Consider the following 24,923-nt stretch of genomic DNA (forward strand, 5'->3'; position numbering starts at 1 on the left):
AGGTTCAGTTCATCTGCTGCAGCATGAAAACTCTCCGCACGCGCGGCCGCTTCGAAAACCGAAATTCCACGTAAAACTCAGACATAGTACCTCGCCGTACGCCATTCAGCGTATTCAACTTGGGACGCGAAAGATGGTGGTGGCCTCAGCAAGACATGATATGGCTCCAACGTGCCGCCAGTCGGGCTAACAGTTAAAAATGGACGCGACACCTCTTTAATTTGGACGAAATATCGCTTAAAGATAGTCGAATGATCGACACGCCTCACTTCAGATCGTTGATTGATCGCAAGGCGCGACCGATCATCGAGACCGCACTTGCCGACACGCGGGTCGTGCTAATAGCAGGCCCGAGGCAGGCCGGCAAAACAACTCTCGCAAGACAGTTCGCAGGTCCAGACCGTCCTTATATCACCCTCGACGATGCCGGCGCACTTAGCGCGGCAAAGACCGACCCGATTGGTTTTATCCGAGGCATCGATCGGGCCGTAATCGATGAAGTACAGCGTGCCCCCGAGTTGATGCTCGCGATCAAGGAAAGTGTCGACCGCGACGATGCCCCCGGCCGATTTCTGCTGACAGGTTCGGCCAATCTGACGACGGTGCCAGCGATCGCTGACTCTCTTGCCGGTCGTATGGCTGTCGTTTCTCTTTTGCCGTTCGCCCAATCCGAAATCCGGTCCACTCCGGGTCGATTCCTGGATCGGTTGTTTGCAGGGGAAGAGCCTGTCGTCAGCGAGGATACCGTGGTGGGCGAAGACCTTGTACAAATCGTCTTGCGTGGTGGATATCCGGAAGTTTTACGAAGGGCCACCCCTGCCCGACGGATAGCTTGGCTGGAAGATTATGTGGCGTTGATCCTCGATCGCGACGTCCGTGATATTGCGAACATCGATCAGCTCGATCGGTTACCGCGATTATTGGGCGTTCTCGCAGAACATGCCGGCCAATTGGTCAATAATAGCAGCTTCGGTGGGGCGCTGGGTTTATCGAGCGTCACCGCTCAGAAATATGTTGCCATTCTCGAACGGCTATTTCTGGTCAGCACGCTTGCGCCATGGTCCAACAACCGCCTGAGCCGACTGATTAAGACGCCGAAGCTGCACTTTCTCGATACGGGATTGCTCGCCAGCTTACGAGCCGACGAAGCTGACGGCCTTCGCAAGAACGGAACACGATTTGGAGCATTGCTTGAGAGCTTCGTGGTCTCTGAGTTGTTGAAACTCGCATCCTGGTCAGATCGACGTTTTTCGTTCTCCCACTACAGGACCAAGGATCAAGATGAGGTCGATGTCGTGATCGAGGACCGGCGTGGCCGCATCATTGGTATTGAGGTGAAGGCGTCAGCCACGGTCAAAGCCAAGGATTTTCGTGGGTTGCGCCAGTTGCAGGAGGCCGTCGGTGAGCGCTTTGTGCGTGGACTGGTCCTGCATGATCACGACCGTTTGACACCTGTGGGAGAGAAATTGCAAGCAGCGCCGTTGTCACTTCTATGGACCATGTGAGCCAGATAGCGTTCCAACCTGCATCCTATGCGACTTGCCCAAGGTCACCCATGGTAAACCGGGGCGACGATTTCCCTCAAGAGTGCGTCGAAAGCAGCGATTTCCACATCGGAAACCTCATGCGCCCGATCTGGAAGAATATCGCACCGTAAGCGCGCGCGGGCGCGGGCCAGATCTTCGGCGGCTCCCGCAAAAGCGTCGACCGGGATCCAGGCGTCCTTGTCCGAGCCAGTCAGGTAAACCGGCATGCAGTCGAGATCGGCGAAAGGTTTTTCACAGGATGGCGTGCCAACCCGGCAACCGGTCAGATTGACCATGGCCCCATGCCACGGCCCGTGACGCATGGCGTATTCGAGCGACAGGCAGGCGCCCTGACTGAAGCCGCCGATAAGGAGTGGCTTGGGGTGTTCGCCTGCGCGTCCGAGGTCGGCGACGATCCTTCTGATATGTTCTAGCGATAGGGCAAGCTCCTGCCGCGTGGCATTCGTCAGCGGCTCCGTCGCGCGTGCCGCATACCAGCTGTTGCCTGCGGCACGCGGAAGCACGAACGCCACGTCAGGCGCGCTCAGCCTGCCGATCACCTGCTCTCCCATATCCTCGGGCGTCTGGGTCCGCCCGTGAATGAAGATGCAGAGGGCTTGCGCTTCCTCGGGCGGTGCACCGAGAAACAGAGGTGTTTCATGGGACGGCATGGAACCGGCTTAGAACCTTGCGGGCTCTAGGCCGGCCATCAGCTCGGCCCTGCGGTCTTCGAACCAGGGTGGGAAAACCAGCGTCGAGCCGATCTTGTCGACCGGTTCGTCCAGTGCCCAACCGCCTTCCACCGACCATGCTATCTCGAAAAGCGCCCCGCCCGGGGAGCGCACATAGCAGGACTTGAAGTAGTTGCGGTCTTTTTGGTCCGAAACGTCGGTAAAACCGAGACCTTCCAGATGCGCCTTCAGGCGGAGCTGGTTTTCCTCGTTACCCGTGTTGAGCGCGAGATGATGGATTGTGCCGCCGGCAAGCGTCCAGGTGCCCTGCCGGCCATCTGCTGCCTCGTGCAACACCTCCACCACGCTGCTCGGTCCGCCGGCGTTAGGCACGGAGAACATTAGCCCCTCGTCACTGTCCGCTTCCTTCTTCATGTCGATGCCGACTGTCAGGAAATCGTCCATGGAGGTGCGGTCGAAGACGGCGATCGCCACGCCATAGATGCCCTTGATGCCGTGTTCGGCCGTGACGCCCTGTGCCTCGTTCACGATCGAGGGGCGATTGTCGGCCGGGTTCTCGACCAGCTCATGCGGAATGCCGCAGGGATGCTCGAACGCTACGCGGCCGACGCCAAAGCGGCTGATCTTGGTGGCGTTGATACCGTACTTGTTCAGCCGGTCGACCCAGTAGTCTGCGACTCCGACCGGGATTGCCTGCTGAATGATCTTCGACTGGTTGGTGCCGCGCCTGCCATAGACTGCGGGTTTACGAAACGGGAAGGTGGTGATGATGGTGGAGGCGTCGCCTTGCCTCGAGCCGTAATAGAGATGATAGACGGGGATCGTTCCATCGAACAGCACGGTGCGCTTGACCGAATAGAGCCCCAACGCCTTCGTGTAAAAATCGTAGTCTTCCTGCACGCCGTCGGTGCAAAGCGTCAGGTGATGATACCCACTGACAAATGCCATCTTACTCCTCCTTAAAAATGGCCTTTCATTCCGAGAGCTGGCGGGCTCCTCTCCCGCTTATCCCTCTGTCGGGTGCTTGCTGCCGGAAGCCCGGACGCTACAACGCCTCATGATGCAATAATTTAACTCATCCCGCTCTGCTGTTGATGAGAATATTCATCAAGGGTATAGCAAATTGCTATGAAAATCGTTGAGCACCATCTCGTCCAGCTTGCCGCCATTATAGAAACCGGGGGCGTGACCGAGGCTGCAGCGATGCTTGGCATGACGCAGTCGGCAGTATCGCGCACGATCTCTGTTCTTGAGAAGCGCATCGGCGAGCCGCTGTTCGTATCGGGTCGCCGTCCGATGCAGCCCACACCGCTCGGCGAGCAACTCGGCCTGCAGGGCAAATCGATCCTCGCCTCTTCGCGCAAGGCAGCAGAAATCGTCCGCAGCTTCAAATCCGGCTCCGCAGGCCGCGTAAGAATAGGTGGCGTGCCCTTCTTCATGGATGCGATCGTCTCGCTCATGATCGCATCCTTCCAGCGTGACGAGCCAGGCATCATGATCGACCAGTCCTACGGCAACTATACAGATCTGGTGGGGGCTCTCGATTCTGGCCAGATCGATTTGGCTATAACACCGACCGGATCGGTGGATATGAGGGTCGACCATCAATTCGAACCCATCCTTCCGGCACGGAACGTCTTGGCCTGTGGTGCAGGTCATCCTCTGGTACGCAAGCGCAATCTGGCGACGGAGGATATGGTCAACTACCCTTGGGTCGCACCGTTGCCAGGCTCTCCCCTGGTTCTCGACCTGCACAACATCCTGCTGACGCTCGGCCTGGAGGAAGTGTCGGTGCGCTATGCAGGTGGGTCGCTGTTGAGCGTGGTGAACTATCTGGCGGGAACCGATGCGCTCACCATCCTGCCGCTATCGGTCGCCTATTCCTTCCGCCGCGAGGACAAGATCAGCATCATCCCGCTGGATATTCCCCAACCGGAACGCGTGCTGGGCATCCTGACGCGGAAGAAGCCCTATTCGAACCCGGCGAGCCGCAAGTTCATTGGCCATCTCCGCCGTGAGTCCGCCGAACTCCGCCGGGTCACGGAGAAGTACGATCGTTCGATCAGCTGGGCTCCCGGTCCTTTCATGGCGGAACGGAACCGTAAGCCTAACGAATAGGGTGCCCTCAGCCACGGGCACCCTTGGTGCGAGCAAGCACGAAGTCGTATTCGACCTCCCAGAATGGTCCGGCGAATTCCAGTTCGGCCGAGCGCTTGGCATCGTCGACCTTGTCGAACTCTGCCAGCAGGCTTTCTTTCACACCGAACACCGCGTCCGAATTGATATAGGGATCGTCGGGATCGAAAATGTGCGTTGTCAGCGTCTCGAAGCCGTCGGCCTTGAGGATGAAGTGAAGATGAGCAGGCCGATAGGGATGGCGGCCGAGCGCGGTCAGCATTTTACCTACCGTGCCGTCGTCAGGGATCGGGTAGTATTTCGGCTTCACGGCACGGAACCAGTAGCCCCCGTCAGGGCCGGTGCGGAACACGCCGCGCAAGTTGAAATCGGGCTGAATGCCTTTCTGCTGCACGTCGTAAAAGCCCTCGTCATTTGCCTGCCAGACATCGAGAACAGCATTGGCGACCGGCCTGCCTTCTATGTCCAGGATACGGCCGTGGATGACCATGTCCTCACCCTTCTGGTCGAGGCAGATGTTCGACCCCATGGGCAGTTCCGGCGCATCAGCGACGTGGAACGGTCCGAGCACCGTCGATTCCGAAGCGCCAGAGGGCTTGCGGTTGTTGATGGCGTCGACCAGCATGGAAACCCCGAGCACGTCGGAGAGCAGGATGAATTCCTGCCGCCACTCATTGCAAAGCTGTCCGGTTCTGGTCAGGAACATGATCGCCTGGAACCACTCGTCCTGGGTCGGCTCTATTTCCTTGACGGCTTCGTGCAGTTTCCGGGTGATCACTTCCATCACCTGCTTCAGCCGTTCATCCTTGGCGTTGCGGTTGCGGTCCGTGACGACCTCGACCGAGTTCTCCTCGGTGAAGAAACCTCTTTCATGCGCTTCCATGGCGGACCTCACAGGACCAGAACGGATTGCAATGCGCGGCGCAGTTCCGCGGTGGGATCGGCCGCCAGCGTCTCCCGGCGCCAGCAGACATGCTGATCAGGGCGGACGAGCACGAGGCCGCTGTCGCGGATCTCACGCTGCCCGGCCCAGTCGCCTGTCAGGTCCTGCCATTCCTGACGTGGGCCGATGACGTGGGCCCGAATGTCGATGCCCAGTTCCGCCGACAGGACCTTTGCAGCCTCGATCCAGCCGCTGCCGCCAATGCCGGTCAGCACGGTGAAGCGGCCTTTGCCGCACAGGTCGAGCGTCGAAACCCTGGTGCCGTCGGCACCGAAGACCCAGGCATGCGGCAAGCGTGCGCCGGGCCACGTTGTCGGATGATAGTGTAGTTCCGCATCCTTCTCGAAAGGAGGCTCCGCCTGGCCATCGCTTAGGATCGCGTTGGAGGTGTAGCGCTGGTTCATCTCCACGCCGTGGGCATCGAATTCGTAGACCTTGGCAGCAATGGTGGCGCGGATCTCCTGCCGCTGGGCCTCGGCGGCCGATGTGTTGTCGCAGCGCGCATCCATGTTCTGCTGCATCTTCACCGGATCGATGGAATCGAGAAGTCCGAGCGCCTTGAAGATTGGGCCGAACTCCTCGATCGATTTGTTGGCGCGGGTGACGATCTGCTTGGCGATGGGAGCACGCTCGACCTGATAGCTGTCGAGCAGTGCCTCGCCCGCTTTTCCCTCGAGCACATAGGCGAGCTTCCAGGCGAGGTTGAAGGCGTCCTGGATCGAGGTGTTGGAGCCAAGTCCGTTGGACGGCGGATGGCGATGGGTGGCGTCGCCCATACAGAACACACGGCCATTCTGCATGGTCGTGGCGTACATGTTGTTGACCGTCCATGTTGAGACGGACTGGATCTCGACCGGCAGGTCCGGCTCGCCCACTAGGTCGCGCACCACCTTGGTGGCGAAGGCCGTATCCACCTCGGGCGCAGGCTGGTTGATGTCGTAGCCCCAGACGATCAGCCATTCGTTCCATGGCCGCACCATGCGCACAAGCCCCATGCCAATGCCGCCAACGTCTGCGCCCGGCTGCACCACCCAGTAGAGCACCGAGGGCCGGTGCGCGACATAGCGTGTCAGGTCCGCCTTGAAGAGGATGTTCATCGATCCCCCGACGCCCATCTTGCCTTCGAAGGTGAGACCGGCGTCTTCCGCAACCTTGGAGTTTCCACCGTCGGCGCCCACGAGATACTTCGAGCGTACGGTCAATTCCTTACCCGTCAGGCGGTCGCGGCACGTGGTCGTGACGCTCTTCGCATCCTGCACATGCGAGATATATTCCGTCGACATGCGCGACTGCGTCCCGCGCGAACAGGCGGTTTTGTAGAGCAGCGGCTCCATGAGCGTTTGCGGCAGATCGTTCATATGCGACGGCGAGGAAAGTTGGTGCTCGGCACGGCTGAGGGGATGCCTGCCCCAGCTCTTCATGCGCCCGATCTCCTCGCCTGCAAGCGAGGTGCAGAACACATTCTCGCCCATCAGGTCCTGATGCGTGGCGAACATATAGGCTTCGTCCTCGACGTCGCGGCCAAGGTCGCGCAACACTTCCATCGTGCGCTGGTTGGTAATGTGTGCGCGCGGCGTATTGGCGAGCCAGCGGTAGCGGTTGATCACCATATTGTCGATGCCGTAGGTGGCGAGCAGCGCGGCGCAGGCCGAGCCGGCCGGGCCGGTCCCAATGATCAGAACGTCAGTTTCAATGTCAGCCATGCGGCACTCCCTTGGTAGTCGAGGATGCGCCCGTCAGGATGCGACGGACGGGAAAGAGTTGAATTCCGGTTCGGTCGGCGAACAGGCCCCACAGCCCGCGCGGGGCAAACAGCATCACAATGATACCGATGAGGCCAAGAACAAGCAGGTACCATGAGCCGTAATCGGCAAGCAGGTTCTGCAGGATGAAGAAAACGATCACCCCGACGATCGGCCCCTCGATGGTGCCGATGCCGCCGATGACCACGATGAAGATCACATAGGCTGTCCAGTCGGTCAGAGAGAACGCGGCCTCGGGCGAGATGCGGGCTTTCTGCACATAGATCAACGCGCCGGCAATCCCGGTCACCAGAGCTGCGGCGAGATAGACCACCGATTTCATCCAGCCCGGATCGACGCCAACGGAGCGCGCAGCCTCCCGGTTGTCGCGCACGGCCGCAAGCCCTAATCCCTGCTTCGAGCGCAACAGCTTGTAGATGAAACCGATCGTCGCGCAGGCAAGGACAAGCGCCAGCCAGTAGCACACGATGTCGGCGGCCTGCGAGGGACGTACACCCAGCCAGTCGCTCACCAAACCTACACCAAACATCTCGCGCGTCGCGCCCGATGGCAACGACGTGCCTGTTCCGCCGCCCAGCGCTTTCCACTGCGCGAGCAGGAGCCGCACCACCTCGGCGATGACCCAGGTTCCAATGGCGAAATAGGCGCCTTGCAAGCGGAATGCGAAGAATGCGACCGGGATAGCAAGCACCGATGCCGTAATGCCGGCGAGAAGGATGCCGACGATCGGATCGAGCCCGGCGAGGATGACGACGGCGAACATCGTATAGGCGCCAAAGCCGACGAAAGCCTGCTGCCCGACCGAGACGAGGCCGGCATAGCCCGCAAGCAGGTTCCAGCACTGGGCGAGCACGAGCATGGTCAGGATAAAGAACAGATCCTGAATGACGCTGCGCGAAACGAATAGGGGTGCAGTTGCCGCGGCGATCACCACGGCTAGAGCCACGAGACCAAAGGCTGAGGAGGCGCGCGTTCGCGTTTCTACCCCCCAAGAGGAAAATGCATGGTCCGCCATATTAGTCCACCGCCCGTGGAAAGAGGCCTCGGGGCCATATGAGAAGCACGAGAAGGAACGCGACGTGGCCGGCCAGAATCTGCCACTCGGGATTGATCGACGCGCCGACCGTCTGCGCCACCCCGATGATGACGCCGCCGGCCAGTGTTCCCCAGAAGGAACCGAGACCGCCGATGATTACCGCCTCGAAGGCATAGATCAGGCGCGCCGGCCCCATGGTCGGATCGAAATTCGCGCGTGTGCCGAGGTAGAGCGCGGCGATGGTGACGACGACCATCGCAAGGCCAGTTGCGGTCGCAAAGACGCGGTGCGGCTGAATGCCCATCAGTCCCGCCGTCTCCCGGTCGTCGGAGGTAGCGCGGAAGGCGCGGCCAAGCGCGGTGCGGTAGAACAGCAGATTGAGGCCGACGATGACGGCGACCGCCGACACGAAGGTGAGAAGCGGCATGGTGCCAACGCTGATCGGCCCTAGCTGCAGCGACGCCGTTTCCAGCTCACTCGCGGAAATACGCCGGCTATCGGCAGAAAAACCCTCGAGAAGCGCGTTCTGGATGACGATCGAGAGGCCGAAAGTCACGAGAAGCGGCGGCAGGATGTCGTTGCTGAGCGTGCGGTTCAGGAGCCAGAATTGCAGCGCCCAGCCGAGCGCAAACATCACCGGCATTGCGATGACCGCGGCAACGAACGGGTTGAGGCCGAGCGTCGTCACGAGCAGCAGCACCAGGAAAGCGGCGAGCACGATCAGGTCGCCATGGGCAAGATTGACGAGCCGCATGATACCGAAAACGAGGCTGAGGCCGGCGGCGAAGAGCGCATAGAGCCCGCCCAGCAGCACGCCTTGAACGATGGTGTCGAGCCAGTTCATCGCGCATGTGCTCCGAAGTAGGCTGCATGGATGTCGTCGCGGCTTATAGCGGCGGGCATACCCGAAAGCGTGATGCGCCCCTCCATCATGCAATAGACCCGGTCGGCCACCTTGAGCGCCTGACCGATGTCCTGTTCGACAATGATAATGGAGGCTCCGGCTTCGCGGATGCGTGGAAAGGCGGCGTATATGTCCTTGATGACGACCGGCGCGAGGCCGAGGCTGATCTCGTCGCAGAGCAGCACACGCGGATTGGACATCAGCGCCCGGCCGATCGCCACCATCTGCTGCTGGCCGCCGGACAATGCGGTGCCCGGACGGTTGCGGCGTTCCTTGAGCACAGGGAAAAGATCGTAGACCGTGCCGAGCGTCCAGGCGCCGCTGCCTGACCGTCCATATGCTCCGATCTGGAGATTTTCCTCGACGGTGAGCGAGGGGAAGAGCTTGCGGCCTTCCGGCACCATGGCGATGCCCTGTGCCACGACATCCGGGGCCGGCATGGCGCCGATCGGGCGGCCGTCGAAAAGGATATGGCCCGGCTGATTGGCGATGAGGCCGGAGAGCGAGCGCATCAGCGTCGTCTTGCCGGCGCCGTTGGCGCCTATGATCGCCAGCGTTTCGCCTTCCTCCAGCCGGATATCGACGCCGAACAGCGCCTGGAAGTCGCGGTAGAAGGCCGTCAGCTCCCTTGTTTCGAGAAGCGCCATCAGACTTCGATCCCGAGGTAGATTTGCCGAACGGACTTGGAGGCCATGATGTCGTCGGGCTTGCCCATGGCGATCACCTTGCCGAAGTCGAGCACCAGCAGACGGCCGACCACCGAGGTCAGCGCGTGCAGGATGTGCTCGACCCAGACAATCGAGACACCGGCCGCGTGGATAGATCTGATCGTGTCCACCAGTTCCTGGCATTCGCCTTCGGTCAGGCCGCCGGCTATCTCGTCGAGCAGCAGAACTTTCGGCTGCGTGGCGAGCGCGCGCGCGAGTTCCAGCCGCTTGCGCTGCAGCAGCCCGAGGCTTCCCGCCGTCTGGTTGGCGCGGGCTATCAGGCCGGTTTCCACGAGAATATCGGCGCAGCGGTCCGACACGTCCTTTTCCGTCCTGTTGGAGCCGAAGGCTGCCGCCACCAGCAGGTTCTCGAACACGGTGAGCTTTTCGAAGGGCTGCGGAATCTGGAAGGTCCGCCCGATGCCGGCGAGGCAGCGCACCATCGGCGGCTGGCGTGTCACGTCAGCGCCGTCAAAGGTTACCGTGCCGCCGTCGACGCGCAGGTTGCCGGTGATCAGGTTGAACAGCGTCGATTTGCCCGCGCCGTTCGGTCCGATCACGCCGAGCGCCTCGCCCTTTTCCAGCGCGAACGAAACCTGGTCGGCGACCTTCAGGGCGCCGAAGCTTTTCGAGACGTTGTCGAGCGCGAGTATGGGCATTCTGTTTCCCCGTCGTGTCCATGCGCCACGACGGCGGCGGCATGGGAAAGAAGGCAATCGCCTTCCTTCCCGATCCGGCCGCCGTCGCGTCCCCGGCAGCGGCCTTAGGCAATCGCCTCCATCTGGCCACCGGTCGGTATATGCGGCGCCGTCTTGTTGTCGACGATGACCAGTTCGTAGCCGCCGGCGTCCTTCACGCGCCACTGGCCGCCGACCAGCGGCGTCTTGGCGATGTTCTTCGCCGCAAACGGCGGAACATTGGCTCCATCCCAGGCGACGCGGCCGACGATGGTGTCGAGCCTGGTCGTAGCGATCGCCTCGATGACCGCGGCACTGTCGCTGGGATCGGCGCGCTTCAGCACGTCTACCGCCACTTCGAAGAGGGCATGGACGAAACCGATCGGCTGGGTCCATGGCCGGCCGGTGGCCTTCGTGAAGCCTTCCGCGAGTTGTCCAGCGGTTTCACCTGTCAGTGACGACTTGAAAGGATGGCTTGCCGACCACCAGACTTCGCAGGACAGGTTGTGACCGGTCTTGCCGAGCGCTTCCACTGCCTGCGGGAACAGGATGGCCTTACCGATCGAGGCGACCTTGGGTTTGAAGCCCTGCTGCTGAGCCTGGTTCCAGAAGGTGGTGAAGTCCGGCGGGATCATGACGCCGGTGATGATTTCGGAGCCATCCGACTTGAAGGCATTGATCTGCGCGGAGAAATCGTCCGTCAGGTTCTGGTAGCGGCCCGGGTCGACCAGCGTATAGCCGCCCTTTTCCAGCACCGGCGGGAAGCCCACGGTCTTGTCGCCCCAGGCATTTCCGTCCCCGTCGTTCGGGAAAAGGCCCCCAACCTTTTTATTGGTATCGATCTGCCCCCACATATTGGTGTAGACGGCGATCACATCTTCCAAGCCCCAGAAGAAATGGAAAGCGCTGTTGAAGGGCTTCCAAGTCGACGGGTCGCCCGGATTGCCCTGCTGGCCAATGAACCAGGGTTGCCATGGGGCGGCGGTCGAAATACAGGGCACGTCCTCGGCCTCGCAGGTCGTCGCAACCGGGTTGGTGGTTTCCGGTGTCGAGGCAACGAGCATGATGTTGACCTCATCGTCAACGATCAGTCCCTTGGCAACCTCGGCAGCGCGGTTCGGGTTCGACTGGCTGTCCTTGACGATGACCTCGATATCGAGCCCAGCCGACTTGGCGGCGGTCTTGAAGCCTTCAACGATAAACTTGTCGGCCTCGGCAAAGGCCGCGAGCGGCCCGGTCTGCGGGCTGACATAGCCGAGCTTGATCTTGGCACCCTGGGCAATGGCCGGCATGGCTAGACCCGACGTCGCGACAAGCGCGCCGGTGGCGGCTGTATTCTTCAGCAGTTCGCGTCTGGTAATCATGTGCTTTCTTCCTCCCAAAAGAAACATTCAAAGCGGCAGGCGCCGTCCTTCCCAGGCATCCTGGAGCAGAGAACGGATGGATTCGCGGTCGATCGGCCGCGGATTGTCATAGGGATTACGGGTGGCGATCTCGGCGGCGCGGTCGAGATCACTTTCCGAAAGCCCGAAATCCCTGAGCGCCATCGGCGAGCCGATGGACTTGGCGAAATCGTAGAGACCCTGCCCCGGCGTGCCGCCAAAGATGTCGGAAACCGGCTGCAGCAGTTCCGGCACGGCCGCCGCGTTGAAGCCGATCGTGTGCGGCAGCATGATCGCGTGTGTTTCAGCGTGCGGGGTGTCGAAACTACCACCCAGCGTGTGGCATATCTTGTGATGCAGCGACATCGCCACCTGCCCGAGCACGGTGCCGCACAGCCACGCTCCATAAAGCGCTTTCTCCCGCGCTTCCATGTCCTGCGGCTTCTCGACGATGACAGGCAGGGCTTCCTTCAGAGCGCGAATGCCATCCGCGGCCATCATGTTGGTGATCGGGTTGCGGTCGCCGGCATAAAGCCCCTCGGCGGAATGGGCGATAGCGTTTAACCCGCTCGTGACGCTCATGGCGACCGGCAGGCCGACGGTCAGCTCGGCGTCGTAGATCACCACCTCCGGCAAGACCTTCGGGCTGCGTAGCGTTGTCTTGATGCCGCCTTCGGTTTGGCCGAGGATCGGAGTGACTTCCGAGCCGGCATAGGTCGTCGGGATGACGATCTGCGGAATGTCGGTACGGTAGGCCATGGCCTTGCCGAGGCCGGTGGTGGAGCCTCCGCCGAGCGAAACCACACAATCGGCATCGAGTTCCGTAGCGTGCGCGATGGCGCGTTCCGTCACCTCGACCGGCGTATGCATTGTCGCGCCCGGGAACACGCCGACTGCCGGACCGCCGAGACGCTTCGCCAGCGCCTCGCCGTCAGCCGCCTGATGCGGCGTGGACAGAACCAACGCACGCTTGCAGCCCAGCTCCGCGAGCCATCTGCCGACATCGGCGCTGGCGCCCAAGCCGAAAACGATGCGGGCAGCGTTTCCTTGATAGGAGAAGTTCATCGTCATGGCGACTGACGCTCCTGCCTTGCCCGGACCATCACGAAGGTGAAATCAAGCGACCATCTGGCGCCGCGCGACTGATCCGGCTTGAAGGCGCCGATCAGCTCCTGCTTGACACCGAAAAGGGCGTCTTCGCTCAGATGCGGGTCGGCCCCGTCATAGATATGCGTCCTTATTGCCTCGAAGCCGTCCGCCCTGACGATGAAGTGCAAATGGGCGGGACGACGCAGCGGGAAGCCGACAGCACCGAGCATCTGTCCCACAGGGCCATCGCACGGAACGGCGTATCCCGAGGGCTTGATCGTGCGGTAATGGAAAGCACCGTCGGACCCGGTTGTGAACACGCCGCGCAGATTGAATTCCGGCTGCATATCCGGCTGCTGGTTCTCGTAGAAACCTTGAGCGTTCGCCTGCCAGGTCTCGATCACTGCGCCTGCGACGGGCTTGCCATCTAGGTCGATGACATGGCCCGACACCTCCAGCGGCTCGCCTATCCCATCCAGGGAGATGTTGGCGCCCAGTGGGAGCCGTGGCGCGTCCGCCCGGTAGAATGGTCCCCGGACCGTATTCGGGGTCGCGCCTTTTGGCCGACGCGAATTGATTTCCTCCACCAACGCCGTGATGCCGAGCAGATCCGACAGGAGGACCCATTCCTGGCGCTTTTGATCGCTTGCGTGACCGACCTCTGTCAGGAACTCGATGGCTTTACGCCATTCGGCGGAAGTGGGCCGTGTTTCGACGATGAAACGATGAAGGTGATCGACAAGAGATGATAGTGCCTTAGGCAGCTTTCCCGAGGAATGCCGCGCCAGGCGCTCCGCCACGATTTCCGCGGAGTTGTTCTCGCTGAACGATAGAGCTGCCATGGTTCCTCCCACGGCTGCACGGTATCAACAAGTTGCGTAGCACTTGATAATTTTTTTGATCATTAATATTCCTTATTGCTATGAAGATCGATGAAAAGCATCTCATCCAGCTTGCAGCTGTCGTGCAGGCAGGAGGCGTCACCGAAGGCGCAAGCCTGCTCGGGCTAACTCAACCAGCCGTTTCGCGCACCATCGCGCAGCTGGAGAGGCGGGTAGGCGAGCCTCTGTTCGTCAAGGGACGGCGGCCGCTGCAGCCAACGCCGCTGGGTCGCGCGCTTGCCGACCACGGCCAGGCGATGCTAACTGCCTCGCGCAAGGCCTCCGCGCTGGTCGACGGCTTCCGCCATGGGCGCACGGGCGTGGTTCGGATCGGCGGCAGTCCCTTCTTCACCGACGCCCTCGTCGCCGGCATGATCGCCGAGTTCCAACATGCCTATCCCGATGTCCGGGTCGAACAGAGTTACGGTTACCTTCCCGACCTGCGTGCTGCGATCAACGCCGACCGGATCGATCTTGCCGTCTGCCCCATCGACATTCTGGAGGAAGGCTCCGGCCTGCGTTTCCAGGAAGTTCTTCCGGGTCGCAACGTCGTCGCCTGCCGTGTGACACACCCGCTATTGATGCGGCGAAAGCTCGATCCCAAGGAACTTCTCGACTACCCGTGGATTTCCCCGCCGCCAGGCAGTCCGCTGATGGCCGACTTGCGCAACCTCGTGCTGTTCCTCGGTGCAACGGAGGCGAAGATCCGCTATTATGGCGGCTCCCTGACCGCTGCGATCAACTACATGAAGGCAAGCGACGCATTGACGATCCTGCCGCACAGTGTGGTCTTCGCCTACCGCAATGATAAGGCGATAACAGCGCTGCCGATCAACATTCCGCATCCCGAGCGGGCGCTCGGCATCCTTCACCGTGCCGAGGACCTGGGCGCGCCGGCGGTCGAGGCCTTCTCGAACCACATCCAGAAAAGCTTCGAGAACCTGAAGCACCTGATCAAACGCCACGAGAACGCGGTCGTCTGGGGTCTGTGATGCCTGACGCACTCCGAAGCGGGGCCGCGCAAGCCTGCGCTTCAGAAGGTGGCCGAATCGTCGGGCCAAAGCAGGATCGGCACGCGACTTGCGCCCGTGAGCGGGTGTAGGCCGTGCCATCTCCGGTTGGCATAGACGAGCGTTTCCGCAAGTTGCATCTCGTGTGCGAACGACGAGACCTCCAGCAGCTCGGCAGTGACGATGCAGGCGCCCGGAACAGCAAAGCGCTCGCGAACAGCCGCTCGAAACCACAGGTCGACCTGCGGGTAGTACGGCTCTCCGGTCGCGAGCCGCTCCCACCGCACACCATCGCCGAAACGGTCCTTGCCGCTCGTCGCACATAGTTGCGCAAGCTGCATGTCGTCCTGCCGCGCGAAATGCACCACGATGGTTTCGGCCCGTTTCGCCGCCGCCGCGCTTGACGAATTGTCCGACAGCGAGAAAGCGACGGTCGGCGGCGAGACGCTGATTGAGATCAGCGAGCTCAGCGTGAGCGCGACCGGCCCGTCACCCGGGTCGGCCGTGATGATTGCAACCCCGGATGGATGATGACGGAAGGCCGTCAGGAACGCCTCCGCCACCCCCGCCTCTCCAACCGGAGGCGCCGGCCGAACCTGTTGATCCGGACGTGCGCTCATCTCTTTTCGACCAGATCGTAGAACTGCCAGGCGCGATCGCTCCACAACCCGCCGATCTCGCGGCCAGCCGCCGACACGATGTTGTTGTTGATCGTGAAGTGGTTGGCGGCCGTCATCATCTCGCGGTAGATGCGCTGCATCACGCCCTTGCGAAGCGATGCGCCGCCGGCGGCGCGATAGACGAACTGGCAGGCGTCGACGCCGGCCTCATGCACTTCCGATTTCGCGAGGTGGATCAGGCTGATCTGCCGGGTGGAGACATGTTTGCCTTCCTCGATTGACGCTTCCACTTCGCGCCAGATTTCGAACAGGAAGGCGCGGGCGGCGCGAACACGGGCCTCGGTCCGCCCATAGTCGAACCAGAATTTTTCGCTTTCACCAAGCAAGCCGGCGCGGCCCGTCTTGGTCAATGCGAACTTGGCCACTTCGTCCAGCAGGCGGCGCGACGCGCCGATCGCCCAACCCGAATGGCCGATGGCGGCAAGGCCGACGACGCCGAGGCTGAAGAATTCCTTCTGGCGCTGCGGCTCTGCGGTCAGGATCGGGAATACCATGTCATCGGCGATGAAGACGTCCTTGGCAGCATAGTCGATGCTGCCGGTGCCCTGTAGGCCGAGCACCTCCCAGTTGCCGAGAAGGTCGTGATCTCCGACGGGGGCGTGGGCGCAAAGCACGACCACGTTGCCGTTCTCATCCTTGGCGGGCTGGCCGTTGCCATCATCGAGAAGCGCTGCGGTGTGAGTATAGGTCGCGTGGTAAATGCCGCTCGCATAGGACCACTTGCCGTTCAAGCGGTAGCCGCCATCGACCTTCTTCAGCATGCCGGTGGGCGTGCCCTGCCCTGAAAAGCGATTGTCCTCGCCTGGGACGAACAGGCGCGCGATGGCGCTATCGGGCAGGAAGGCCGCCGACATGGCGCCGATGCAGGCATGCACCATCGACACCCAACCGGCCGCGCCGCTGTGGTAGGTGATCGCCTCGATAAGCTTCAACCCTTGTGTCGGCGAGAACTGGGCTCCGCCCTGTTCCTCGCTCGCGAAGATGTGCGACATCCTGAGCGGGGCGAGGGCTTTGAACGTCGTCTCGTCGAGACGCCCAAGCGCTTCGGTCTCAACCGCATGTTCCTCAAGGACCGGTCCGATCTTGCGAACCTGCTCCATAAGAGCGTTGAAATCGGTCTTTGTTCCCCAATAACCGGATGCGTGTTTCAGCGGTGCGTTCATCTCAATTCCTCCTTCGTCTATAGGTTGCGCGAGGTGCGGCATTGATCTGCCAACCCCGCAGTGAGGCGTTCGCGAGGCTCAGCCCGCGAGAAAATCGCCAAGCGCGCTTACGGTCTCCGGCTTCTCCTGCATTGCGAAATGGCCGGCGTCTGGAATGATCAACAATCGGGCATTGGGTATGCGTTCAGCCCAGATTGCGGCTTGCAGGGCCGGCAGCATGCGGTCCTTCTCACCCCAGACGACAAGCGTCTCGTTGGGTATCCGGCTCAGCCAGCGCCCAAGATTGGGATGCCCCATGCCGTGGACACCGAGAATGCGTCCCAACGCCTGGCCTTCCTTTTCCCGGGCGGCCAGGAATTCATCCAGGGGCGGACATTCGGCACCGCCCGGGAAATAGCGCAGCGCGACATCGACATTGTGGGCGAGGTAGGCTGGAAGCGCTTCCGGGCCGATACTGGCGAGATCGGCACCAGGATGGTCGGGATGGTTGAGACCGGCAGGCGCATTCAGCACCAGCCGCGAAAACCGCTCACCGGCAACGACGGCCATCTCGGCGGCCATCCAGCCACCCATCGAATGGCCGACGAGATGCGGGCGGTCGAGACCGAGCGCGGAAACGAGGCGCAAATTGTGAGCAATCATGTCCTGCATGCCCACGAAATGGGACGCCTCGTCACTCTCGCCGAAACCTGGATGAAAAGGCAGATAGACGCGGAAGCGATCCGCAAGGCCCCGCGCCCAGGCGTAGCCCTCGAGGGTGGCAGCGCCGTGCAGCGCAAGTACGGCAGGGCCAGTGCCGATCGCCTTGACGACAGTGCGCAAGCCGTCGATGTCCAAAGTCAGGGTCTCGAATTCCATTTTTACTCCTCCACCAATCGTCAGTTCACCCGAGCGCGGGCGTAATCAGAACCTTGCATTGCGTTGTCCGGCATCGCAGGCCCTCGAAGGTTCCGGGAATGTCGATAAAGCCGATCTTCCCGGTCACCAGTGCCTGCGGCTGGTAGTCGCCCGGCCCGAGTGCGCGAAGCGCGGTTTCGAACTCGGCCATCGAGAAGAAGACGGCGAAGACGATCTGGATTTCCTTGGACAGTGCTGCAAAGGGATCCCACTCATCGCCGCCGACGCAGAGCCCCACTGCGACTACCGTGCCGCGATGGCGAACGAGGCGGCAGGCCAGGTCGATAAGGCCACGTTTGCCGACGCATTCGAAGACGATGTCCGGCTCTCCTCCGGCAAGCTCGCTAAAGTCTTTTGCGAGATGCGGCCCCGACAGCGCGAAACCGGTCGCGCCTATCGCAGCCGCTCGGTCCTGCTGGTGTCGGTTGATGTCGGCAACGACCACGTCGCGGGCGCCGAACCGACGCGCCCAGAAGGCGACGAGAAGGCCGATTGGTCCCGCACCGAGGATCAGCACACGGTCGCCCGGCTTGACGCCCGAGCGCATGACGGCATGCAGGCCGACCGCCAGAGGTTCGGCAAGAGCACCCTCTTCCATCGGCAGATTGTCCTGCAGATGCCGGCACTGCCGCGCCGCAACGGCGGTGAACTCAGCGTAGCCGCCGCCAATCAGACGCATTTCAGGACACCAGGCGGGTTCACCCCGGCGGCAACTGTCGCAATGGCCGCAGCCGCGCATCGGCGCGACGGCCACGCGGTCTCCGGGCTGGAAATCGGTCACTGCGCTGCCGCAGCCGACGATCTCACCTGCGAATTCATGACCGAGGACGTCGGACTTGTTGAGGCCGAAGGTCGAAGGATCCTCCGTCATGTGCAGGTCGGAGCCGCAGATGCCGCAGGCTGCGACACGCAACAGCACCTCGTCCGCAGCCGGTTCGGGCCGGCTCACGTCATTGATGCGCAGCGGCAGGCCGATGCCATCGAACACCGCAGCTTTCATTGCCGTTCCTCCACCAATGTACGTCGTGTCGGAAACCAGGGCGCATCGACGACCTTGCAAATGAGACCCCAGATACCGCTCCTGGCGAACAGCGCCATGAACAAGGTGAGAAGGCCGAGCACGACGAGGTAGGTTGCGCCATACTGGCCGAACCAGCGGTCGGCGAAGAAGTAGATGAGGGCGCCGATGATCACACCCTCGAGCGAGCCCAGTCCGCCGACCATGACGATGAAGATTGCGATGTTGGCCCAGTTGGGATCGTAGGCGGACGGCGGCGTGATGCGCAGCTGCGCCATGAAGTAGATCGCCCCGGCAAGCCCCGTGCCGACGGCGGCCGCCACCCAGATCAGGAAGCGCAGGCGGCCGACATTGACGCCCTGGCTTGCGGCCGCGACCGGATTGTCGCGCATGGCAATCAGGGCAAGGCCGTAGCGCGAACGTAGCAGCCAGTAACTGCCGCCGACGGTGACGAGCAGCATCAGCGCCGCTAGGAGAGAGATGCCGACAGCGCGTTCCGTGGCGGAGTAGCCGGTCATGACACGAAGGCTCATGCCGGCGCCGGCATTCACATAACCGAAGTTCGACGTCGCGAGCCGCATCACCTCCGCAACCACCCAGGTGCCGATTGCGAAATAGGGACCGTCCAGCCGATGCAGGAGCCCGTAGGTCGGGATCGCCAGCAGGGCTGGCGCTATCATCGCCAGAACCACTGCTACGAACGGGTCGACGCCCCAGAGTTGCGCAATGATGAACATCATGTAGGCGGCGACACCGACGAAAGCTTGCTGTCCGACCGAGACGATGCCCGCATAGCCTGCAAGCATGTTCCACATCTGGGCGATGGCGATGTAGCAGCACAGTCGTACGATGTCGCGGATCAGACCCTGGCTGGCCCACAGCGGCATGGAGGCGACGGCGACCAATACCACCACGCTCAAGATCAAGGCGACGATACTGGATGTCGTCCGGCGCTGAACCCGAACCCGGGGACGATCGAACGTAGTCGTCGAAGCTGCGGCGAGCGCGTCTGTCACGGCTTCAGTCCTTTCCGAGAAGACCCTGCGGTCGCAGGGCAAGGATGAGAAGGAAGACGAGATGGCCAGCAAGAATTCCGAAACCCGGATCGATACGGAAGCCGATGGACTGGCTGATGCCGAGCACCATGGCGCCGAGAAAAGCACCCCAGATCGAGCCCATGCCGCCGATGATGACCGCCTCGAACGCATAGATCAGCTGGAACGGGCCGTCGGCCGGTGCCACGGTGGCCCGCATCGACTGGAAGATGGCAGCAAAACCAAGGATCGCCACGGCAACGGCCGTAGCGCCGGCATACACCCCTTTGGGATTGACGCCGGTCATTGCGGCAGCCTCGACATCCGCCGAGGCAGCCCGAAGCGATCGACCGAACCGCGTGTAGCGCAGGGTTGCGTCCAGCCCGCCGGTAAGCAAGGTCGCGGTCGCCAGGACGATGACCGGAAGCACCCCGACATAAAACGTGCCGAGCTGGAATGAGGCTTGTGCGATATCGCCGCCCCCGAGCGAACGGGTGTCCGCGGACCAGACCTGCAGCATGGCGTTCTGCAGGGCGACGGACAGGCCGAATGTTGCAATCAGCGAAGGAAGCGGATCCGCACCCACCACCCGATTCAGGATCAGGCGTTGCAGCAGAAGGCCGAGGATCGCCCCGAGCGCCACCAGCACCACCAGAACCGTCCAGGGGCCGAGCGCGAAGGTGGCCGCCAGGCTGATACCCGTCAGCGCAAGTAGGATCATCAGGTCGCCATGGGTAATGTTCACGATGCGCATGACACCGAACATCAACGCCATGCCCAAAGCATACTGCGCATAGAGACCGCCTAGCAGGACCCCCTGCACGAGACCGTCAAGCCACTGCATGGGCGCCTCCGAAATAGGCCGCGCCGATCACCTCGCGCGATATGTCCTGTGAGCGGCCCGTCAGGCTGACCCGACCTTCCAGCATGCAATACAGGCGGTTGGATGCAGAGCGCGCCAACCCGACGTCCTGCTCCACAAGGATGATGGCCGTGCCATTGGCCGAGATCGACGGTATTGCCCGGTAGATTTCCTTCACGACTTTTGGCGCAAGGCCCAGGCTGATCTCGTCACACAAGAGCAACCGCGGCTGATTGAGCAAAGCCCGGCCTATTGCAACCATCTGCTGCTGACCGCCGGAGAGCGATTGCACCGGCACTGCCTGTTTTTCGCGCAGGATCGGAAACAGCTCGAAAACCCGATCGAGCGTCCAGGCCGTTCCTCGTGGCACCGCCGCATGATCGATAGCGACCCTCAGATTATCAACGACCGACATGCCCGTGAAAAGGCGGCGGCCTTCCGGCACGATGGCGACGCCGTCGGACACCATCCGATTGGGCTTGCTCCCGCCGACGGGACGACCATCAAGGCGCACCATTTCAGGCGCCACGCGCAGCAGTCCCATAATCGATTTCAGCAATGTCGACTTGCCGGCACCGTTGGCGCCGATCAGCGCGACGACTTCGCCCTCGGAGATCTCGAAGTCTATGCCGTAGAGCGCCTGGAAATCGCCGTAACGTGCCACCAGCCCTTGGGTTGAAAGAAGTGTGCTGCTCATCCTTCAACCCCCATGTAAACACGCCTGACCTCGGGGTCCGTGATGACGTCCTCCGGCACGCCTTCGGCGATCTTCTCGCCGAAGTTCAGAACCATCATCCGGTCGGCCACGGCAAGAAGCGCGTGCAGAACATGCTCGATCCACACGATGGTGATGCCGCGATCGCGGATGCGGCGGATCAGGGACACGAGTTCCCTGCCCTCTTCATCCGTCAATCCGCCGGCGATTTCGTCCAGAAGCAGGAGCTTCGGACCGGAAGCCAGAGCCCGCGCCAATTCGAGGCGCTTGCGGTCGAGAAGTGTGAGCGTGCCGGCGGAGCGGTTCGCCTTATCCGAGAGCTCGCAGTCCCGAAGGATCTGCGCGCACCAGGCATAGCACTCGGCTTCCGAGCGCCCGCCGCCGAACGATGCGGCGACAAGAAGGTTCTCGAAAGTGGTCATCCCAACATAGGGACGCGGAATCTGGTAGGTGCGGCCGATGCCGATGCGGCATCGTCGGTATGGCGGCTGGCCGACAAGCGGCTGCCCTGCGAAGGCCAGTTCGCCGCTGTCTACACGCAGATCACCACTGACCAGATTGAAAAGAGTCGTCTTGCCCGCGCCGTTCGGCCCGAGGATACCGAGGACCTCACCGGTTCGAACCTCGAAACTGACATCATGCAGGACACGCAGCGCGCCAAAGGCTTTGCTCAGTCCTCGTGCCTCAAGTATTATGCCGTTTGCCATGCTCCTCCGTTCCCGGTCTGTGACCGGTGGCGTGGCTTTCGCTATCCGGCCTTGGCCTCTTCAACAGGCCAAGGCATGATTTTGTGCAGTCCGTCTCAGGCGGACCACGGCATGGGCTTCATCTTCTGCTCCGGTTCGAACAGCTTGTTGACCGAGTTGTCGACGATCTTGAGATCGTAGGGCCACTTCTCGCCCTTGACCCACTGGCCACCGAAGATGGGCGTGGTGGATACGTTCTTATGCGGACCGGAAGAGAAATCGACCTTGCCGACCAGCGTCTCCATCTTGGTTGCGACGAGCGCTTCGCGGTTGGCCTCGCGATCAAGCGGGTTGGACGACCGCTTGAAGACGTCCAACGCCACTTCCCAGATTGCATGGCTGTAGCCCAGCGGCTGCGTCCATTGCTTCTTGGTCTCGTTCTCCCACAGATCGGCGATCTCGCGGCTGAGCTGTCCGGTGAGCGTGGATTTGAAGGGGAAGGCCGGCGTCCACCAGACCTCTGAAGACATGCCGTCCCCAAGAGGCCCGAGCGCCTGCACGCCCGAGGGAAAGAGAAGGGCAGCGGCGACCGTTACTGCCTTTGGCTTGTAACCTTGCTGCGCGCACTGGTTTACGAAGGTCTTCAGGTCGTCCGGATAGGTGATGCCGCCGATGATGTCGCAGCCGGCCTGCTTGAACGCGCTGATCTGGGCGGAGTAATCATTCGTGCGCGGCTGGAAGAAACCTGGCACGACGATCTCAAACCCGGCCTTCTGGGTCGGTACCGGCAGCCCATAATTGGTGTTGCCCCAGGTTTCACCATCGGCGTTCTGCGGAAACAGCAGGCCGACCTTGCGGTTGGTGTCGATCGTGTTCCACAGGCCGACGAAAGTGTTGAGCGCCTCATCGAGGCCCCAGAAGAAGTGATAGGTCCATTTGAACGGCTTGTCCTGGCCGCCGCGCGGGAAGATCACCGCCTGCCACGGAGCGCCGGTGGAGAGACATGGGCACTCGTAGAGCTCGGCCTGGTCTGCAGAAGGGCTCACAGTATCGGTGGTCGAGGCAGGCAGAAGCAGGTGCACCTCCTCATTAAGAATGAGATCTCCCGCCACTTCTGCCGCCCGGTTGGGATTGGACTGACTGTCACGCATTATGATCTCGACATCGAAACGACCGGCAGTTGTCTCGAGGCCGTCCTTCACTACCTCCTTGACCTTGGCGAGTGCCCAGCCGTCGGTCTCGCCGAACAGGGCAAGCGGACCGGTTGCAGGCGTTACAAAACCGATCTTGATCGTGCCGGCCGATTGGGCGCGGGCCACCATCGGCGCGCCCAGTGTCGAAGCCGCAAGCCCGGCGCCAATACCCTTCAGCACCGAACGGCGCGACGGTTGAGAAAAATTCGTCTTCAGGTCCATTATGGTCTCCTCCCTCAGTGTGTTTATGTTCCCGTCATTCGCCGGCCTCTCCCGAACCGGCGGCAACTGTCATGCGATACGGTGCATTGCTCCCCCGTCGATGACGATCTGGCTGCCCGTCACATAGGAAGAGCATGGGGACGCGAGGTAGAGCGCGAGGCCCTTGATGTCTTCGGTGTCGCCGATTCGGCCGATCAGGGATTGCGCCTCGAAAGCCTTGCGATCCAAGGGGATCTTCAACCTCCCGCCAGCGATATTGGTCATGAAGGGGCCGGGCGAAATGCAGTTGATGAGGATGCCGAATGCGCCCAGTTCCATGGCCATCTGGCGGACGAAATGATCCACGCCGGCCTTGGCAGGCATGTAGGGGGTTCCGACGATCGCCTCATTGATCTGCGCCGCAATCGAGGACGTGACGATGATACGTCCGCCCCCCGTCGCCTTCATATGCCGTGCGGCATGTTTCACCGTGGTGTAGACGGAAGTGAGATTGACCTCGATGACTCGGTCCCAGTGGTCGTCGTCCAGAACGTCGATCGCGCCTTCCGGGATGCGCTCGCCGGTGGTCGACAGGAAGCCGGGACCTGCATCGATGCCTGCATTGGCGAAGACCACGTCGATCCGACCATGGCGTTCAGCAACGGCGTCGAAGGCAGCCGCCATCCCTGCGCGATCCGAGACGTCGAGAGCCTGGCCCCAGACGTCCGCGCCGTCACGCTGCAATTCTTTCACAACCACATCGAGATTGCCTGCATCACGATCGAAAATGCAGACACGCGCACCATTGTCCGCCATGACCTCGGCATAGGCGCGTCCAATGCCGCTCGCTCCACCGGTCACAATGACCGACCTGCCCCTCACATTGAACATTTCCTGCAATGCAGCCATGCCGTCCTCCCTCACATCGGAAGGTAGCAACAGCCAGCGCTACGCATGATCATTTTTTTGATGCTTAATATGACATATTGCTATGAAAGCGTCGCCCGGGCGCATTATCGGCATCTAGAACTGGCAGTGCCTCTACGGTCAGCGCAGCCCATCGGGCGTCCGGCGTGATACCCGTTCCAATCGCGGCGCATCCTAGATTGACTTCGCGGAACAGAACCGACGCTTCCCGAAGTGAGGTGCTCCCGGATTTTGGACCGCAGGGCTTGGGAATTTTCCGTCCTGCGAACCCATGGCGGACCGGGTGCGCCTGCCTATGCAAGGCCGTATTCAGCAGGCTTCCGCTCTAGGTGCCGAATGCCACTGGCAAGCGCAGACTGAATTTTTTCGCGAACGTCATCGTCGATCTGCGACATGCTTTTACGAATCGCTTCCTGCCACGCAGTGCCGCGATCGCAGGCTTCCATAAATCCATCTGCCAGGTCTTCCGATTGCCGTTGCTCGATCATGACTTCCATAATGGTTGCAGCCTGCGCCCGATCCTTGCGGCTCTTGGCCGTACCGTCGTTGTCCGTTCGTCGACGGCTGGCAACAATGAGTTTATGGATTGCGTACCTTTCGGGTGAATAAAGGGGACGCCAGCAGCTTGCGGCCGTGGCCAAAGTCAACCGAATGAGCGGCGCAGAATTAACGCGGAGACTGCCGCGAGTGTTCCAATCAAAATCGCTGGCACGGCAGAGAATTCGGTGATTATCTGATGGGGTAGCTGGGCCCGCCGGCTGCATTGGCCGGCGCGATAAGTTCCCCCCAGAACCCCCATCG

Annotated in this window: 25 protein-coding genes; 3 read left to right on the forward strand and 22 right to left on the reverse strand. The window is 61.7% G+C overall.

The window, feature by feature from the left end:
* The first annotated feature begins 251 nt into the window (after positions 1-251).
* Positions 252-1,505 (forward strand): ATP-binding protein, encoded by a 1,254-nt coding sequence (locus BM413_RS28545; protein WP_091918244.1) that lies wholly within the window; start codon positions 252-254, stop codon positions 1,503-1,505.
* Between the two features lie 44 nt (positions 1,506-1,549).
* Here the strand turns inward: BM413_RS28545 and BM413_RS28550 are convergent, their stop codons facing one another.
* Together BM413_RS28550 and BM413_RS28555 are read right to left on the reverse strand one after the other, a co-directional pair.
* Positions 1,550-2,197, reverse strand: a complete 648-nt coding sequence (locus tag BM413_RS28550) for an alpha/beta hydrolase (protein ID WP_091918245.1) — start codon at positions 2,195-2,197, stop codon at positions 1,550-1,552.
* A 9-nt stretch (positions 2,198-2,206) separates the two neighbouring features.
* Positions 2,207-3,166: a VOC family protein gene (locus BM413_RS28555; protein WP_091918246.1), complete on the reverse strand. Its 960-nt coding sequence runs from the start codon at positions 3,164-3,166 to the stop codon at positions 2,207-2,209.
* A gap of 180 nt (positions 3,167-3,346) precedes the next feature.
* Here BM413_RS28555 and BM413_RS28560 point away from each other — a divergent pair, with 180 nt between their 5' ends.
* Positions 3,347-4,336: a LysR family transcriptional regulator gene (locus BM413_RS28560; protein WP_091918247.1), complete on the forward strand. Its 990-nt coding sequence runs from the start codon at positions 3,347-3,349 to the stop codon at positions 4,334-4,336.
* 7 nt (positions 4,337-4,343) lie between these two features.
* Here BM413_RS28560 and BM413_RS28565 read toward each other — a convergent pair whose 3' ends face one another.
* The 9 genes from BM413_RS28565 to BM413_RS28605 all read right to left on the reverse strand — a co-directional run bounded on the left by BM413_RS28565 (position 4,344) and on the right by BM413_RS28605 (position 13,697).
* The gene (locus BM413_RS28565) at positions 4,344-5,237 is read right to left on the reverse strand and encodes an intradiol ring-cleavage dioxygenase (RefSeq protein ID WP_091918248.1); all 894 of its coding nucleotides are present in this window, start codon (positions 5,235-5,237) and stop codon (positions 4,344-4,346) included.
* 8 nt (positions 5,238-5,245) lie between these two features.
* Positions 5,246-7,000, reverse strand: a complete 1,755-nt coding sequence (locus BM413_RS28570; RefSeq protein ID WP_091918249.1) for an FAD-dependent oxidoreductase — start codon at positions 6,998-7,000, stop codon at positions 5,246-5,248.
* Positions 6,993-8,075, reverse strand: a complete 1,083-nt coding sequence (locus BM413_RS28575; RefSeq protein WP_091918250.1) for a branched-chain amino acid ABC transporter permease — start codon at positions 8,073-8,075, stop codon at positions 6,993-6,995. The genes BM413_RS28570 and BM413_RS28575 overlap by 8 nt, the downstream gene beginning before the upstream one ends.
* 1 nt (position 8,076) lies before the next feature.
* Positions 8,077-8,940: a branched-chain amino acid ABC transporter permease gene (locus tag BM413_RS28580; RefSeq protein WP_091918251.1), complete on the reverse strand. Its 864-nt coding sequence runs from the start codon at positions 8,938-8,940 to the stop codon at positions 8,077-8,079.
* Complete coding sequence (locus BM413_RS28585; protein ID WP_091918252.1) at positions 8,937-9,647, reverse strand: ABC transporter ATP-binding protein; 711 nt, start codon at positions 9,645-9,647, stop codon at positions 8,937-8,939. Before BM413_RS28585 ends, BM413_RS28580 begins: the two co-directional genes overlap by 4 nt.
* On the reverse strand, positions 9,647-10,366 hold the full coding sequence (locus BM413_RS28590) for an ABC transporter ATP-binding protein (RefSeq protein WP_091918253.1): 720 nt from the start codon (positions 10,364-10,366) through the stop codon (positions 9,647-9,649). The genes BM413_RS28585 and BM413_RS28590 overlap by 1 nt, the downstream gene beginning before the upstream one ends.
* Before the next feature lie 104 nt (positions 10,367-10,470).
* Positions 10,471-11,748, reverse strand: a complete 1,278-nt coding sequence (locus BM413_RS28595; protein ID WP_091918254.1) for an ABC transporter substrate-binding protein — start codon at positions 11,746-11,748, stop codon at positions 10,471-10,473.
* Between the two features lie 27 nt (positions 11,749-11,775).
* Positions 11,776-12,837, reverse strand: a complete 1,062-nt coding sequence (locus BM413_RS28600; protein ID WP_091918255.1) for a maleylacetate reductase — start codon at positions 12,835-12,837, stop codon at positions 11,776-11,778.
* Positions 12,834-13,697: a dioxygenase family protein gene (locus BM413_RS28605; protein ID WP_091918256.1), complete on the reverse strand. Its 864-nt coding sequence runs from the start codon at positions 13,695-13,697 to the stop codon at positions 12,834-12,836. Before BM413_RS28605 ends, BM413_RS28600 begins: the two co-directional genes overlap by 4 nt.
* Before the next feature lie 80 nt (positions 13,698-13,777).
* Here BM413_RS28605 and BM413_RS28610 point away from each other — a divergent pair, with 80 nt between their 5' ends.
* The gene (locus BM413_RS28610) at positions 13,778-14,728 is read left to right on the forward strand and encodes a LysR family transcriptional regulator (protein ID WP_091918257.1); all 951 of its coding nucleotides are present in this window, start codon (positions 13,778-13,780) and stop codon (positions 14,726-14,728) included.
* Positions 14,729-14,769: 41 nt separating this feature from the next.
* On the opposite strand, the gene BM413_RS28615 is transcribed toward BM413_RS28610, so the two are convergent.
* The 11 genes from BM413_RS28615 to BM413_RS34070 form a co-directional block, all read right to left on the reverse strand.
* Positions 14,770-15,309 carry a flavin reductase gene (locus tag BM413_RS28615; protein ID WP_244538077.1) on the reverse strand — a complete coding sequence of 180 codons (540 nt, stop codon included), beginning with the start codon at positions 15,307-15,309 and terminating at the stop codon, positions 14,770-14,772.
* A 53-nt stretch (positions 15,310-15,362) separates the two neighbouring features.
* Positions 15,363-16,589, reverse strand: a complete 1,227-nt coding sequence (locus BM413_RS28620; RefSeq protein ID WP_091918259.1) for an acyl-CoA dehydrogenase family protein — start codon at positions 16,587-16,589, stop codon at positions 15,363-15,365.
* A gap of 78 nt (positions 16,590-16,667) precedes the next feature.
* Entirely contained in the window at positions 16,668-17,447 is a 780-nt protein-coding gene (locus BM413_RS28625; RefSeq protein WP_091918260.1) for an alpha/beta fold hydrolase, read from the reverse strand.
* A gap of 25 nt (positions 17,448-17,472) precedes the next feature.
* On the reverse strand, positions 17,473-18,486 hold the full coding sequence (locus BM413_RS28630; protein ID WP_091918261.1) for a zinc-dependent alcohol dehydrogenase: 1,014 nt from the start codon (positions 18,484-18,486) through the stop codon (positions 17,473-17,475).
* Entirely contained in the window at positions 18,483-19,520 is a 1,038-nt protein-coding gene (locus tag BM413_RS28635) for a branched-chain amino acid ABC transporter permease (RefSeq protein WP_091918262.1), read from the reverse strand. The genes BM413_RS28630 and BM413_RS28635 overlap by 4 nt, the downstream gene beginning before the upstream one ends.
* Positions 19,521-19,524: 4 nt before the next feature.
* Positions 19,525-20,382: a branched-chain amino acid ABC transporter permease gene (locus BM413_RS28640; protein ID WP_091918263.1), complete on the reverse strand. Its 858-nt coding sequence runs from the start codon at positions 20,380-20,382 to the stop codon at positions 19,525-19,527.
* Positions 20,369-21,097, reverse strand: coding sequence for an ABC transporter ATP-binding protein (locus tag BM413_RS28645; RefSeq protein WP_091918264.1), 729 nt, complete (start codon positions 21,095-21,097; stop codon positions 20,369-20,371). Before BM413_RS28645 ends, BM413_RS28640 begins: the two co-directional genes overlap by 14 nt.
* Positions 21,094-21,822, reverse strand: a complete 729-nt coding sequence (locus tag BM413_RS28650; protein ID WP_091918265.1) for an ABC transporter ATP-binding protein — start codon at positions 21,820-21,822, stop codon at positions 21,094-21,096. Before BM413_RS28650 ends, BM413_RS28645 begins: the two co-directional genes overlap by 4 nt.
* 95 nt (positions 21,823-21,917) lie before the next feature.
* Positions 21,918-23,216, reverse strand: a complete 1,299-nt coding sequence (locus BM413_RS28655) for an ABC transporter substrate-binding protein (RefSeq protein WP_091918266.1) — start codon at positions 23,214-23,216, stop codon at positions 21,918-21,920.
* A 69-nt stretch (positions 23,217-23,285) separates the two neighbouring features.
* Positions 23,286-24,104: an SDR family NAD(P)-dependent oxidoreductase gene (locus BM413_RS28660; protein WP_091918267.1), complete on the reverse strand. Its 819-nt coding sequence runs from the start codon at positions 24,102-24,104 to the stop codon at positions 23,286-23,288.
* A 311-nt stretch (positions 24,105-24,415) separates the two neighbouring features.
* Complete coding sequence (locus BM413_RS34070) at positions 24,416-24,886, reverse strand: GSU2403 family nucleotidyltransferase fold protein (RefSeq protein WP_091918268.1); 471 nt, start codon at positions 24,884-24,886, stop codon at positions 24,416-24,418.
* Positions 24,887-24,923 lie beyond the last annotated feature (37 nt).

It is taken from the genome of Mesorhizobium sp. YR577, assembly GCF_900116595.1.
GTDB lineage: Bacteria > Pseudomonadota > Alphaproteobacteria > Rhizobiales > Rhizobiaceae > Mesorhizobium_M.

What these genes read in the sequence shown, in the direction of transcription:
- BM413_RS34070 (WP_091918268.1), bottom strand. Translation starts at nt 24,886, where the DNA reads ATGCAGCCGGCGGGCCCAGCTACCCCATCAGATAATCACCGAATTCTC.
- BM413_RS28545 (WP_091918244.1), top strand. Translation starts at nt 252, where the DNA reads ATGATCGACACGCCTCACTTCAGATCGTTGATTGATCGCAAGGCGCGA.
- BM413_RS28605 (WP_091918256.1), bottom strand. Translation starts at nt 13,697, where the DNA reads ATGGCAGCTCTATCGTTCAGCGAGAACAACTCCGCGGAAATCGTGGCG.
- BM413_RS28640 (WP_091918263.1), bottom strand. Translation starts at nt 20,382, where the DNA reads ATGCAGTGGCTTGACGGTCTCGTGCAGGGGGTCCTGCTAGGCGGTCTC.
- BM413_RS28585 (WP_091918252.1), bottom strand. Translation starts at nt 9,647, where the DNA reads ATGGCGCTTCTCGAAACAAGGGAGCTGACGGCCTTCTACCGCGACTTC.
- BM413_RS28620 (WP_091918259.1), bottom strand. Translation starts at nt 16,589, where the DNA reads ATGAACGCACCGCTGAAACACGCATCCGGTTATTGGGGAACAAAGACC.
- BM413_RS28555 (WP_091918246.1), bottom strand. Translation starts at nt 3,166, where the DNA reads ATGGCATTTGTCAGTGGGTATCATCACCTGACGCTTTGCACCGACGGC.
- BM413_RS28595 (WP_091918254.1), bottom strand. Translation starts at nt 11,748, where the DNA reads ATGATTACCAGACGCGAACTGCTGAAGAATACAGCCGCCACCGGCGCG.
- BM413_RS28565 (WP_091918248.1), bottom strand. Translation starts at nt 5,237, where the DNA reads ATGGAAGCGCATGAAAGAGGTTTCTTCACCGAGGAGAACTCGGTCGAG.
- BM413_RS28575 (WP_091918250.1), bottom strand. Translation starts at nt 8,075, where the DNA reads ATGGCGGACCATGCATTTTCCTCTTGGGGGGTAGAAACGCGAACGCGC.
- BM413_RS28600 (WP_091918255.1), bottom strand. Translation starts at nt 12,837, where the DNA reads ATGACGATGAACTTCTCCTATCAAGGAAACGCTGCCCGCATCGTTTTC.
- BM413_RS28590 (WP_091918253.1), bottom strand. Translation starts at nt 10,366, where the DNA reads ATGCCCATACTCGCGCTCGACAACGTCTCGAAAAGCTTCGGCGCCCTG.
- BM413_RS28625 (WP_091918260.1), bottom strand. Translation starts at nt 17,447, where the DNA reads ATGGAATTCGAGACCCTGACTTTGGACATCGACGGCTTGCGCACTGTC.
- BM413_RS28660 (WP_091918267.1), bottom strand. Translation starts at nt 24,104, where the DNA reads ATGGCTGCATTGCAGGAAATGTTCAATGTGAGGGGCAGGTCGGTCATT.
- BM413_RS28560 (WP_091918247.1), top strand. Translation starts at nt 3,347, where the DNA reads ATGAAAATCGTTGAGCACCATCTCGTCCAGCTTGCCGCCATTATAGAA.
- BM413_RS28650 (WP_091918265.1), bottom strand. Translation starts at nt 21,822, where the DNA reads ATGGCAAACGGCATAATACTTGAGGCACGAGGACTGAGCAAAGCCTTT.
- BM413_RS28645 (WP_091918264.1), bottom strand. Translation starts at nt 21,097, where the DNA reads ATGAGCAGCACACTTCTTTCAACCCAAGGGCTGGTGGCACGTTACGGC.
- BM413_RS28630 (WP_091918261.1), bottom strand. Translation starts at nt 18,486, where the DNA reads ATGAAAGCTGCGGTGTTCGATGGCATCGGCCTGCCGCTGCGCATCAAT.
- BM413_RS28580 (WP_091918251.1), bottom strand. Translation starts at nt 8,940, where the DNA reads ATGAACTGGCTCGACACCATCGTTCAAGGCGTGCTGCTGGGCGGGCTC.
- BM413_RS28610 (WP_091918257.1), top strand. Translation starts at nt 13,778, where the DNA reads ATGAAGATCGATGAAAAGCATCTCATCCAGCTTGCAGCTGTCGTGCAG.
- BM413_RS28570 (WP_091918249.1), bottom strand. Translation starts at nt 7,000, where the DNA reads ATGGCTGACATTGAAACTGACGTTCTGATCATTGGGACCGGCCCGGCC.
- BM413_RS28550 (WP_091918245.1), bottom strand. Translation starts at nt 2,197, where the DNA reads ATGCCGTCCCATGAAACACCTCTGTTTCTCGGTGCACCGCCCGAGGAA.
- BM413_RS28655 (WP_091918266.1), bottom strand. Translation starts at nt 23,216, where the DNA reads ATGGACCTGAAGACGAATTTTTCTCAACCGTCGCGCCGTTCGGTGCTG.